This window comes from Mesotoga sp. Brook.08.YT.4.2.5.2., from assembly GCF_003351125.1.
Classification (GTDB): Bacteria; Thermotogota; Thermotogae; order Petrotogales; family Kosmotogaceae; genus Mesotoga.
The window spans coordinates 24,327-37,205 of the sequence record NZ_JPGZ01000024.1; the positions used below are offsets into that span (position 1 = coordinate 24,327).

Sequence of the window (12,879 nt, forward strand, 5' to 3'; positions counted from 1 at the left end):
AGATTTCAAACGGACGAGGAGATTAGAATCACAATCTCCTTATTGGAGATCTACGCCGATAATTTACCTCAGGAACGTAACTCTCTTCTTCTCGCCCTCTCGAAAATGATTTTTCTCGTTACACAAGCTCTTCTAGTTCAACTTTGCCTAATTTGGATATTGTGAATACCATGACGTTTTTCATTCCGTTTTCTTTTGCGTTCTTGACTATGTTGTTTGCATGTCTGAATGACGCAACGATCATCGCGGTTTCCTCATTGCTCTTTGCTTCTTCGGGTGAAGACACATGAAGATCGTGGAATGTTCCGTTTTGCTTCGCTTGCGAATCGTCGATGAAACCGATTATCTTGACTCCTTCGGTTCTGAGGACGTCCGCAAGAATGCCTCCGATTATTCCCGCTCCATAAAGATAGAAGCTTTCGTGTTCACTCTCTTTGATCGTGTCGAGAACCTCTCCAAATATCTCTCTCGATTCGGTGTAGAGCTTGGCCGCTTCTTTGAGATAAAGAATAGTCAGATACTGCAGCCTGAACTTCCCGGCTTCAGTCAGCTCGTATCGCATGTTCCTTCGGTTGTCGCCCTCTTTGCTTATAAGGCCGGAGTCTTCGAAGTCTTTTATATACTTGTTGACCATACTGGGAACAATACCGGCAATTCGGGCAAGCCTCTCCTGGGAGAGGGAAGAACTCTCAGTCAGGGCCTTCAGAATACTCATCTCTCTGAAATTGGGAGACGGATTGAAAAACGAAAACTCGGAAAGATCCATAGTCGCTCCTTTATTATTCATTCACTGAAAGAATTATAACAACTCGATTGTTCATAAGTCAAGTAATCTCTCTTGAGTAGATTTAATTATGATGCATTACGGTGATAAGTACGGAGAACAAGAGAGAACTCGCTTCGGCCGTGAGAGGATGAGAACGGGCAATTGTGAGATAACGAGAGGAGTACGTATTGACAGAGGCGAGGAACGGGTTTCGGGTGTGGCGTCTCGGTTTGGCAAGAGCGAGAGCCCGTGCAGGTACCCTGAACAGGTGCACATCAGGGCAGGCTCTACGGGATGACGCTCATTTCTTACTTCAACTCATCCTGGCGTGGTTCAGGCCAGGATCTAGATCTTTGAAACAGTTGCAAGTGACAAGTTGCAAGTTGAATAAGAAAAGGTTATCCGTTATCGGTTCTGCGTTCTCCGAAAAGCGCATCAGTTGCAAGTTCCATGATGCAAGTTGTAAGTTGTAAGAGCAAAAGCCAATAAACTCTATAAGTCTCTTGAAATGCTCTTCTCGGTGGACTGTGGACCGTTGACGGACAGTTTTGTTTTCATCAGCGCTCAGCGGGTCCTTGTTTTTAAGCGCACAGCGGAACTTCTGGCGTATAACGGATCTTCATGGCGAGATCCCGTGCAGAAGAATCACGGGATGACAGTCCTTCACGTCATCCTGAAGTGCTCCTGTTCAGGATCTGGGCTTGGGTCTCAGCGAACGACGGGTCCATGATCTGGGACGAGTCACGAAGGACGGTTCTCCACAGCGATCACCGTTTTTTTACAAGCGGTTCTTACCAGCGTTCAGCGGGTTCATGTTTTTAAGCGTATAGCGGATCTTCATGGCGAGATCCCGTGCAAGTTCATCACGGGATGACAGTCCTTCACGTCATCCTGAAGTGCTCCTGTTCAGGATCTGGGCTTGGGTCTCAGCGAAGGACGGGTCCATGATCTGGGACGAGTCACGAAGGACGGTTCTCCACAGCGCACAACGGGTTTTCTGCTCTTAAGCGTACAGCGGGTCTTACCAGCGTTCAGCGGGTTCACCGCTTTTAAGCGTACAGCGGCCTCTCTCTGGACCGTTGACGGACAACGTTGTTTTGAACAGCGCTCAGCGGGTCCTTGTTTTTAAGCGTATAGCGGATCTTCATGGCGAGATCCCGTGCAAATACATCACGGGATGACCAGGTAAGTGGATTTAGGACAGGCTCTACGGGATGACTGCCGAGTAAATCGCTTCTGCCCAGAAGAAAAATGGAGACCCTACACTCTATACCCGCTCGTTATCCCGTCATCTGAAATTCTTTCAGCGTCTCGCCCTTCATTCTCTCTTCAAGCCTCGTTTGTTTTCCATAGCGCCATCGGGTGGGATCTTATTCTCTCGACAATTTCGCTTTCATCGAATAATAGTTCAGGATCATATTCATGCTTCCTGAACTTATCTATAAACGCTTTCTCTTTCCCAGTGAAAACAAGTAGTTCCGAAAGAAATCTTTCCACCGAACAAAGCATTTCATCAAGATCAATTTTCTCTGCCCTCCGAAGCACCGGCAGTAACTCGGTGCGTATTCGGTACTTTGAAATACTCTTATGCGCTCCTAAATCGAGACTTTCAGGAATGCCAGTATTGCCGATCGTAAAATAGAAGAGGGCGCATTTTCTAAGTAGTTCCTTGTCTCTTTCAGTCAAAGAAAGAACGGAGATCATCTTATTAACATCATAGAGATCACGAGCCGCTCCTCTTGTCAGTAGAGCAACTATTTTGTTTGAAAGTATTTCTATGGGACTTACACACCGACTTCGTACTTCTTGAACAACTCCGGGAATCGTAGTTCTTCTGATTTCAAGAGGTAGTACATGAACTCTCATAGAGAAGTTGATCTCGATCTTGATATTATCTCTTGCTCCTCCAGAATTCGCATATTCGAAAACGTGTGATTCGAGAGAATAGTGACGCTTTGATTTGTCGCTATGTTTGTAATCGCTGGCCTTCATGAAGAGGATGATCTTATCTATAATGACACTCCGATCTTCAATCATGGTATCCCTGGATAGGCTTCTGCAGTAGTCAAGGTCTATATCAGCCGACAGTCGCGGAAGCTGCATGATCATTAGGTTGATTGCCGTTCCGCCCTTCAGAGCAAGAGATTCCGATAAAAGCGTATCCGAGTCTATGAATTGAAGTACCTCGACTAATCTCAGTGTTTTCTCGTATGTATCACGGACAAAACCCAATTCTGACGCGAGTTGCCCGATGGTTCGTTTATCGTATTTCACCCGTGTCTCTTACTCCTTTCGAGATTATCGCCATGAGATCTTCCGGAACGAAGAGGTTCCATCTGGAATCGTAAGTTGGTGATTCATACCGAATAGCGTTATAGAAGTACCTGACACTCTTGCCTTTCGCCAGTTCACATAGCTCGAAGAACCCTTCAGATAGGCGAAATTTGCTCTGAAAATGCCCCAGTATGTATCCAGTCTTTTGATAAAGAAATCTCTTGCTATATTGACCCAGATAAGATACCAATTTGCTTTCACTGAGTGAGGGAACAGCGTCCAAGCAGCGAAGCAGTTCTTCAAGACCTCCTATCCTCTCAAAGTCATTGATGCTGTCAAGTGTGGTCCTCTCCTTGTCTGTTGTTCTCACACCATCTGGATTCATGACAACTCCTTCAAGTATTCGCGGGGATATAAAACGATATCTCACATCATCAAAGGTAAACTCAGAGAACTTCGTCTGTGCGCTCACATATACCTCATAATAGACTTGGTTGGCATACCCGTAGTACTCGTAAGCAGAGTGATGCGTAATATAAGATTGCGGCTTGATCTTCGATGCGATTCTATATCGGCCAACTATCGCCTGCCCGGTCTCCAGGCTTCTTGTCACATATAGATTTCGCTTGACTTGCTCAATTAAGCCGCGCTTCTTGTAGTTTTGCAGCAGAGAATCAGCCGTCTCGCTTTTTCCGACAAGTTTTTCCACGTCGCTCTTTGTGAAAACCCCCAACCTTGCAAGTTGCTCGTAGTATTTCACGTTCATCACCTTCAGTATTTTAATTCTAGCATATTACTGGCATTCTATTAACACTTGTAAGCATCAAATGAAACATGAATGGTTTTCGGCTCTTAGGTTGCACGACCAACAATCCAGAGGCAGAGATTATGGCGTTAATGAGAATCCTATGATGCTCATTCCTTGACAATATATGGTGCATTTCACTCCTGATGATCCTGATCTTAAATCCTCCCTTGCTACATTTATCATTACCGATAAATCAAGGGTGATAATAAGAGATTTAATGATGCTTCTTCTCCCTAACAATACATGCTGTGTTTAGCTCCAGATGATCCTGATCTTAAATCCTCCCTTGCTACATTTATCATTACCGATAAATCACGGTGATAATAAGAGATCATATGATGCTTCTTCTCCCTAACAATACATGCTGTGTTTAGCTCCAGATGATCTTGATCTTAAATCCTCCCTTGCTTCATTTATCATTACCGATAAATCACGGTGATAATAAGAGATTTAATGATGCTTCTTCTCCCCAACAATACATGCTGTGTTTAGCTCCTGATGATCTTGATCTTAAGTCCTCCCTTGAGGGAGGAGGGCCACGAAGTGGCGGAGGGTGTGCACTAATTCGCAAGATCGAGATCCAAGAGATCAGAAGTTAAAAGAGTCTACTGCAACACAAGTTGACGTTGCCTGGTCAGAAAGAAAAAACTTCATTCGGTGAAGCGACACGGTTAGTAGTTTCGCTGCTCTCTATTAGCTATGTTCTTTTTGTGCAATTTGCAGAAGCTTCTGTCTAATTCCTTCCAAGACACCTTGAATGTTGTAACGAACATCTTTTTCAGACACTCGGATAACAATTAAGCCCATTCCTTCAAGTTCTTTCTGTCTCTTTCTATCTTCTTCGCCCCTGATGTCATGAGAACCGCCGTCCACTTCAATTACAAGCCTCAATTCCTTACAAAAGAAATCGACAATGTATCTGCCTATAGGCTTCTGTCTCGTGAATCTGTAACCCTCGACCTGCCTTTTCTTAAGTTGTTGCCAGAGAAGTACTTCTCCAAGCGTTCCGTTCTTTCCAAGTGTTGAGGCTAAGGCTTTCAAATTATGTTCATAAGTTGGATAATCCGTCACAGCAATCACCCATGCAATTGAAGAACATGGGTAGGGTCAAGAGATGGCGCGGTGTAAGTACAGACCTTGTGAGGCCGAGCTGTTTACTCCCCTTTCGGGAGAGTGTCCCCCTCAAGCGGGGATTAAGTTCAAGAGCAAAAGAGCGGTTCATCGTTCCGACACTTCGTGTCCAACCTTTGGGGGTCGAAGGGAAAGCAAAAGGCCGGGGTTGGGGGTAGCGGGTTCGGTAGGAAAGAGCAAGAGAACCTGGCGGACCGTTGACGGACAACGTTGTTTTGAGCAGCGATCAGCGGGTTCACCGCTTTTAAGCGTACAGCGGCTCTTCACAGCGTTCAGCGGGCAACGCAAAGCGGGTTTTCTGAACGAGACAGTGGCCCAGCTGGAGATTTCTGCTGAGTTCGGCTATTTGAAAGATAATCAACTGGACGAAATCGAAGAAAAAGCTGAAAGAATGAACCGAATGCTCTGGAAACTCTCTAAGTCTCTTGAAACTGTCTTCTCGGTGGACGGTGGACCGTTGACGGACAACGTTGTTTTGAGCAGCGTACAGCGGCTCTTCCAGCGTGCAGCGGTTCTTACTGAGCTGTCAGTCCCTATTTTCGCTTCGTTGGTTCTTCAAAGTGTTCAGCAGGTTTTCGGAACCGTTTTTCAAAGAACTAGATCCCGATCAGTTTCATATCGGGATGACAGTTTTGTGTTACTTCACGTCATCCTAGCGCGCTTCAGGCCAGGATCTCGATTCTTGGCGTAAAAAAACTCAATTGGTGAAGATCAAGTTCGGCAATTCGCCTCAGGTTTCCTCGCTCTGAAGTATTTCAAGCAGCCTCGGTCGAAGAGAAGGCAAGTCATTTGCAATAACTACCCATACTATGTCATAGTTAACACCAGAATAGTCATGAATAAGTCGGTCTCTCGTGCCGGATATCTCTCTCCAGGGAATGTCATTGTGAGCGTTTGTGAAGTTTTTTGGGAGTTGTTTTACTGCTTCTCCAATTATCTCTAGGTTTCTGATCACCGCATCCTGTGTTTTCGAATCGGCCATGAATTCATCATATGACATATTCCCAACATAGATTGCAATCCGCTCTATGCAATCGATAATATCCTCAAGGATCGCCCTGATTTCTCTTTTAGACATATGTTATTGACTTCTCGATATCCTGCCTAATTCGGCTGTTTCGTATGCTCTTTAACCCAGAAGGCGTAAGCAGATCGACCTTGTTCTGTACGATACGTTCAAGATGGTCTGCGATCTCCATAAACTCCAAACCGGGTACCTTGTCAAACTCTATGTAGATATCTACATCGCTGTTGTCGCTTTGATTTCCTTTCACATATGAACCAAAAACCCCGATCTTTGAAACAGAAAATCGATTCTTGAGTTCGGGAAGGTTTTCCCGCAATAGTTCGATAATGCTTTCCAGATCATGCATAATATCACCTCACCGGAATTCTACCACACCTGCTGTTCAGGTCGCATGCAAGGCTGGCTTAGGCAGGAAGGGATGCCACCTTCGGTGGGACGCATTGCACTGAGGAGCATCAGTGGACGCAAGGCTGGCAAGGATCATGCCAGGTCGCAATGCCCGGAAGAGCATCCGGGGACGCAAGGCCCGCTTCGCGGGGAAGGAAAACTAGCCAGTCAGGCTCCGCCTGGCCAGTCTTTGCTTCGCAAAGGCCAGTCTCGCCTTCGGCGAGGCCAGTCACTGCAAGCAGTGGCGAGAAAAACTACAAGAACACAAAACCCATTTCGCAAGGGCAGTTCCGCTACGCGGGCAGAAGAGCCTAGTCTAGGAAAGGGTTACATAGTGCGGGTTAGAAAGATCGGGTTGATAGGAACGGGTTAAGAAATTCGGGTTCTTAGGGGCGGTTTATCAGAAACGGGTTATGAAGATCGGGTGTATTAAGAGCAAAGGCTAGTTCCGGCTTCGTGGACTAAGATCCGCTGAAAGCTAGGCGAGAGAGATCGATGAGGCGAAACCCAGATCCCGTGCAAAACCATCACGGGATGACCCTGAACAGGAGCATTTCAGGGCAGGCTAAGTGAGTGGATTCTGTGGCAGGCTCATTAGCGGAGGGTCTATGGGATAACAGTCCTTCGCGTCATCCTGGCGATGTTCAGGCCAGGATCTCGTTCTCTTTAGGCGCAAAAATGGGACAGACCTTAGGAGCTGGTCAGTTCCAATTTTCACTTTCTTTGCTATTCAAAGCGGTTCGCGTTTTCTAATAAACGGATCTGTGCAGCTTACAGAGGCTCTTCGATGCAAATCAGGTGATGGAATGGAATCATGACAAAGAATTGAGCTTCTGAGCATGTCATCAGAGAATTCCATATCGTTCCGACCCGTCACAAGTGATCATGCTTTGCATAATTCTTCAGTTGTCTGTAGAAGTTCTCTCTTGTTCCAGCCAGAACGATTACGACAACTCCAGTCTCGTCGTAAATCCGATAAGCAACTTCATATTTCGTCTTCTTGTAGATGAAGTGCTTGCAGTATACTCCCGAAAGATCGCCGGTCTTCTTTTCGCCAGCATAGGGGTCATCTCGGATCTCAAGAATGACTCTGTAGTATTTTCCCGTAAGCTCTCTTTCCTTAAGCTTCTTGAAATACTTGAGAGCAACACTCGAAAACCGAACTTCAAACACTTATCTATTCCCCTCTTCAGGAAAGACCTCACTCAAAGTTGGGCTTTCTCTTCTACCTTCAGCGATTTCATCTGCTTCCTTGATCATCGTATCAATCGCCGGCTTTATCTTTCTTCTAATTTCACTGAATTTTGCAAGAAGCTCTTCGCCATTGTATCCTTCTGAAATGAGATCAGCCAGTATCTCCTCTGAAAACTCCTCTCGAGACTCTTGCAAGGGCCGAATTACTATCTGATTTTCCTGAAGTGTACATTCAGCTTCATGTCCAAATCCAAGAAGCTTGTAATACCTCAAAGGGATAGTTATCTGTCTCTTATCCGAAACACGGATTATCTTGCGTTCCTCGATCTTCTTTTTTGTACTACTAGCCATAATGTATGCTCCTTTCACTTTGGAGATTCATCGATTCGATTATATCATTTACCAAGATACCAAGTGTCTTGGGTGGAGAAGAGTTTTCTTATACTCTTCTCTTTCAAAAACACAGAGCTGAAGCCGACTTGTCGGGAAGTGAGGCTAATTGATTGACGCAAGGCGCCGAAAAGCATCGGCGGACGCAATGCCGGCGAAGAACATGCCGGGACGCAAGGCTGGCGAAGACCACGCCAGGTCGCAAGGCCCGCTTCGCGGGGATGAAAACTCCTTCAAGATTAGACGCAAGGCGCCGAGGAACATCGATGGACGCAAGGCTGGGCAAGAACGGCCCAGGTCGCAATGCCCGCTTCGCGGGGAAGATCTTCAGTACCAGTCACCTTCGTTGGCCAGTCTTTGCTACGCAAAGGCCAGTCTCGCCTTCGGCGAGGCCAGTTCCGGCTATGCAGGGCGGAATAGACGCTGAAAGCTTGGTGCGAAAAATCGATAAGAATGAAACCCAGATCCCGTGCAGAAGCACTCACGGGATGACAATACGAGACGATTCTTGAATTCTTTTGTAGGGGCGAACGGCTGTTGGCCCTCTCAATAGACTCATATCGTGGATGAGAAGGAACTTGCCGATTCGCCAAAGCGGTCGAAGAAAGTGTCGACCTCTACGAAGTTGCCATACCGCTTTATTTAGACTTAACGTGCTTAGTAATTCGTTCCACACAATGAATCCGGAAAAAGGCGATTCGATGGTCTGTGCATTATGAAAGCACAAGAGGTCCAATTTCTATTTCAGGCGAAGAGGTCGTCTACGGTTATCAAGTGAACACTTGCATCCTTTGCGGCTAGTTCTTCCAGATCAGAGGTGAACCCGCTCTTGGAAAAGATGACGAATATCCTGTCTTTGCAAGCGATAATCGATCCCCTATCTTTTAATCTCTCAAGTTCGCCTATCCCGATTCTTGCGTTGGTCCACTTGCATTCACCGATTATCACTTGATTATCTCCCAGACCAAGAAGGTCAATTTCCTCTTCCTTCTTTGTTGCCGGGTTGTTTCCCCACCACTTGCCCAACTTCATAATTCTGAAGGGTAGTTCTCCCCTGCCACTTTTGTACAATAAATAGTCCCTGCATACGCTTTCGAAAGCTAGGCCGAGATACTTGCTGAGTCCGTTATCGATCTTCTTGTCCAGAAGCTCTTCTGTCATACCGGTTTCAATAAGTGAGAGGTTAGGAAACACAAAGGTGTACCAGAATCTGAAAAGGTTGTCTCTGATGTAGTAGATCGCCTTCCGTGAAGTGTTTTTCTCTGTAACGGGCACTTCTCGTCCCAATATGTTCAGGTTCAGCAGTGTAGCTATGTACTTTGCAGTCTTATCGTTAGGCTCTCCTACCCTTGTGCTTATCTCGTTCAGGCGCGTAGCGCCTTGAGCAATTGATTCTATTATACTGTTGTAGAGGGAAGGTTCGCGCAGTTCCTGTCTCAACAAGAATCTAGGCTCGGCATAAAGATACGCCGATGTATCGAGAAAGTTGTTTGCGATGTTCTCTCCACATGGAAGATGCTGATTCCACTTCTGCAGATACTGCGGGATGCCCCCCAAAATTCCATACGCGATGATTTTTTCTTCGTTGCTCAGTTCGGGAAAGAACAGCGACGCTTCTCGATAGGTGAATGGCTCGACTCTCAGCTGAGCTGTTCTTCTTCCAAACAAGGGGCTCCTACTGCCCAGCACTTCGCTCTCCATGAAACTCACAGATGAACCGCAAAGAACTAAATAGAGCTTTGTTTCTAGTAGCTCATTATCTATTAGGCGCTGTAGCACTGACGGAAAAGAGCTAGTCGCATTCGCCAAATATGGGTATTCGTCTATTACTAGCAGCAAGCGATTTTCTTTTGCTTTGGACGCAACGAACCTAATCGCCTTTTCCCATGACTCAAATGGAGATAATGTGTCTTTGTGGCCGAAGTGGTCGAGAACGACTTCCGAGAAGTTTCGCAGCATCATTTTCTCGTTGACCTCATCGCAGACAAAGAAGATGCTTTCGATCTCTTTTGAGAACTCTCTTACAAGCGTGGTCTTACCCACTCTTCGACGTCCATATACAACGGCCATCTCGAACTTTCCACTGTCCTTAAGCTTCCTGAGAGAAGCAAGCTCTTTCTCTCTGTTGATGAACATTTAACAACCTCCAACGCAACTACTAACTCGTAAGTTACTAACTCGAGAGTTAATTATATCACCATAAATGCGGTTTTTGCAAAGCGTCTTCTCGTGAGCGCAGCGAACGTCTCGACAGTACTCTTTCTAGACGGTCTTATCGGTGAACGGATACTTGTTCTTGGACGGCTGACGGAGGACCGCTCTTCCAGCGTACAGCGGTTCTCTCCAGCGTCAGCGATCAGCGTTTTTTACAAGCGGGTCTTACCAGCGATCAGCGGGTTCACCGCTTTTAAGCGTACAGCGGCCTTTTCGGTGAACGGGTTCATGATCTTGAACGGTCAACGGCGAACCATGTTTTAGAGCGTTCATCGGGTTCTTGTTCTTGGACTGTTCACGGAGGACTGATCTCTTGAAAGCGTACCGCAGAATTCCTCCGTAGTGGAAACGGATGAATCTTCAAAAAACGACACTAACCTTTCTTCATCTCCTCTTCTTCCTTGACTCTTAATTGCACACAATATAAATAGTTCCTATATTGAGATCGTAAATGTCAAGTAATTCCTGAGCGTTGTTGATTCTTCAGGAACATCTTATTGTTACAGATTTGCTTTGCAGTAACTGGAATTCATGGCAAAAGCCGTCAAGAACCTCTGCTTTAACATCATCAATCAGTGGAGTTGATTCGTGACAACCGCACGAGTAGGCTAATGCACTTTTTGGTCATCTTTTGTATACTATAAACGAGGGAGTTGCTTTATGGACAATGATCTCCAGAGACTGAAGAAACGAATAGAAGAGCTTGAAGCCGCTAATGAACGTTTGAGACAGAAGACGGCAGCCCGAACAAATGGCAGTTCGAAGGTATCACACTATTCATCGCCTGATGAGAAGATTGCCCTCTACAGATCTCTTTTCTTCGGCAGGCAGGATTTGTATGCACTTCGATGGGAAGGAGCAGATGGTTCTTCCGGGTACCAGCCAGTTTGCAAGAACATCTGGAAGAAGGGCGTTTGCAGGAAACCTCAGATCAAGTGCACTCAGTGCGATTCGAGAGAATTCGCGCCGCTTACTGATCGGGTGATCTACAATCATCTTTCAGGAAAGATCTCGATAGGTATTTATCCGCTCATTGAAGACGAAACATGCAGGTTCGTTGCCGCCGATCTAGATGGTGAAAGCTGGATGGATGATGCACGTGCCTTCATGAATGCATGTGCAGCTTTTTTCGTTCCGGTGTATTTGGAGAGATCGAGATCCGGTAAGGGCTGTCATCTCTGGTTCTTCTTTAGCGAGCCGATTAGGGCGTCTCTCGCCAGAAAGATGGGCTTTTCTTTGCTCGCGAAGGTCCTGAAACATCGACCGAGGCTCTCGTTAAGTTCTTACGACAGGTTCTTTCCGAACCAGGAAACTATGCCGAAGGGCGGACTGGGTAATCTGATCGCTCTCCCTTTGCAGGGGATGTTGCGCAAAGAGGGAAACACAGTTTTTTTGGATAAAGATTTCGAACCCTATGATGATCAGTGGGCCTTTCTCTCATCTATAAAACGCATCAGCCACAAAGAAGTTGCGCGTATTCTGCGAGACATTTCTGATGACAGTGGCGGGAACAGAGTTTCTGTGACCGTTGCAAATACTAAGCCGATTCCTGAAGAGGTCACTCTAAGGCTTGACAGCGTTATAAGGATTGAGAAGGATTCTTTGTCGCCCTCGATTATGGGCGAGTTCTTGACTTTATCACTTGAACCCATAAAACAGAGAAGATAGCGTCTGAAACCCGCATGGTTTCGTAGGCGCTATTTTTTTGTCCATATTTTGTAGTGGCAACTGATTATAAGATATAGTTGGCTATTAATTATACTAGTACTTGCTTATAGGAGTATGTGTATGATATAATGTAGTCATGTTTATAAAGCCCACGAAATCTAAGAACTTTACGTATGCTCAGTTAGTTGAATCTTACCGTGACGAAGAAGGAAAGAGTCGTCACAGGGTTATCTTTAACCTTGGAAGAGTAGAGGACAATCCTTCTTTGCTCAGAATTGGACAAAGGTTGGTAGAGCTTGCTAGTGGAAAGAAGGTTTGTTCAATTGAAGATTTACAAGGAGAAGAGATCCTTGGTTGGGGACATGTCATATACAAGAAACTGTGGCAAGAATACGAACTTGACAGGATACTGAAATACGTTTCTGAGAAGACAAAGATAGCGTATGATTTGCCGAACACTGTTTTTCGAATGGTTGTGCAGCACTTGCTGGATCCATGTAGCAAGTTGAAGACTTACAGTAAACAGCAAGAATATGTGGGGCTTGAAGAGGTAGAACTTAACCATCTTTACCGGGCATTAGATGTATTACAGCAGCACAAAGAAGAGATAGAGGAAGAGATATTCCACAATAACAGAACTCTATTCAACATGGAAGTGGATATAGTCTATTACGATGTGACCACCTTCTACTTTGAGAGCACAAAGAACGATGAAGAACTGAAAGAATTTGGATATAGCAAAGATGGAAAGTTGAACAGGGTACAGGTAGTAATGGGACTGTTTGTAGATACAGAAGGAAGACCGATCGGATACGAACTGTTCAAAGGCAATGTATTTGACAGCAAGACATTGAAGAAGTCTTTAGAGACATTGTCAGAGAGGTTCTCGATCAGGAAGGTTGTAATAGTTGCAGACAGGGGTATGAACAGCAAAGAAAACCTCAAGATGATCAAAGAGAAGGGATATGGTTACGTCTTTGCGAGCAAACTCAGGAGTATGCCACAACAAGTGATAGAGCA

General features: G+C 45.6%; 11 protein-coding genes. 2 read left to right on the forward strand and 9 right to left on the reverse strand.

Going from position 1 to position 12,879, the window contains the following annotated elements; genetic code table 11:
- Positions 1–118 precede the first annotated feature (118 nt).
- The 9 genes from Q502_RS06320 to Q502_RS06390 all read right to left on the reverse strand — a co-directional run bounded on the left by Q502_RS06320 (position 119) and on the right by Q502_RS06390 (position 10,113).
- The gene (locus Q502_RS06320; RefSeq protein WP_102819163.1) at positions 119–766 is read right to left on the reverse strand and encodes a winged helix-turn-helix transcriptional regulator; all 648 of its coding nucleotides are present in this window, start codon (positions 764–766) and stop codon (positions 119–121) included.
- Between the two features lie 1,329 nt (positions 767–2,095).
- Complete coding sequence (locus Q502_RS06335; protein WP_102819166.1) at positions 2,096–3,040, reverse strand: nucleotidyl transferase AbiEii/AbiGii toxin family protein; 945 nt, start codon at positions 3,038–3,040, stop codon at positions 2,096–2,098.
- On the reverse strand, positions 3,027–3,800 hold the full coding sequence (locus Q502_RS06340) for a type IV toxin-antitoxin system AbiEi family antitoxin (protein WP_102819167.1): 774 nt from the start codon (positions 3,798–3,800) through the stop codon (positions 3,027–3,029). The genes Q502_RS06335 and Q502_RS06340 overlap by 14 nt, the downstream gene beginning before the upstream one ends.
- Positions 3,801–4,541: 741 nt before the next feature.
- Positions 4,542–4,919, reverse strand: coding sequence for an endonuclease domain-containing protein (locus Q502_RS06350; RefSeq protein ID WP_102819168.1), 378 nt, complete (start codon positions 4,917–4,919; stop codon positions 4,542–4,544).
- Positions 4,920–5,709: 790 nt separating this feature from the next.
- Positions 5,710–6,057 (reverse strand): DUF86 domain-containing protein, encoded by a 348-nt coding sequence (locus Q502_RS06360; RefSeq protein ID WP_102819169.1) that lies wholly within the window; start codon positions 6,055–6,057, stop codon positions 5,710–5,712.
- Complete coding sequence (locus Q502_RS06365; RefSeq protein WP_102819170.1) at positions 6,050–6,352, reverse strand: nucleotidyltransferase family protein; 303 nt, start codon at positions 6,350–6,352, stop codon at positions 6,050–6,052. The genes Q502_RS06360 and Q502_RS06365 overlap by 8 nt, the downstream gene beginning before the upstream one ends.
- Positions 6,353–7,266: 914 nt before the next feature.
- Positions 7,267–7,566 carry a type II toxin-antitoxin system RelE/ParE family toxin gene (locus Q502_RS06375; protein ID WP_102819172.1) on the reverse strand — a complete coding sequence of 100 codons (300 nt, stop codon included), beginning with the start codon at positions 7,564–7,566 and terminating at the stop codon, positions 7,267–7,269.
- Positions 7,567–7,938 carry an AbrB/MazE/SpoVT family DNA-binding domain-containing protein gene (locus Q502_RS06380; RefSeq protein WP_180977946.1) on the reverse strand — a complete coding sequence of 124 codons (372 nt, stop codon included), beginning with the start codon at positions 7,936–7,938 and terminating at the stop codon, positions 7,567–7,569.
- Positions 7,939–8,721: 783 nt separating this feature from the next.
- Complete coding sequence (locus tag Q502_RS06390) at positions 8,722–10,113, reverse strand: ATP-binding protein (RefSeq protein ID WP_102819174.1); 1,392 nt, start codon at positions 10,111–10,113, stop codon at positions 8,722–8,724.
- 738 nt (positions 10,114–10,851) lie between these two features.
- Here Q502_RS06390 and Q502_RS06395 point away from each other — a divergent pair.
- Both Q502_RS06395 and Q502_RS06400 read left to right on the forward strand, forming a co-directional pair.
- Entirely contained in the window at positions 10,852–11,859 is a 1,008-nt protein-coding gene (locus Q502_RS06395) for a TOTE conflict system archaeo-eukaryotic primase domain-containing protein (RefSeq protein ID WP_102819175.1), read from the forward strand.
- Between the two features lie 265 nt (positions 11,860–12,124).
- Positions 12,125–12,879: IS1634 family transposase (locus Q502_RS06400; RefSeq protein ID WP_181815877.1), on the forward strand; the 755-nt coding region annotated here is incomplete at its 3' end.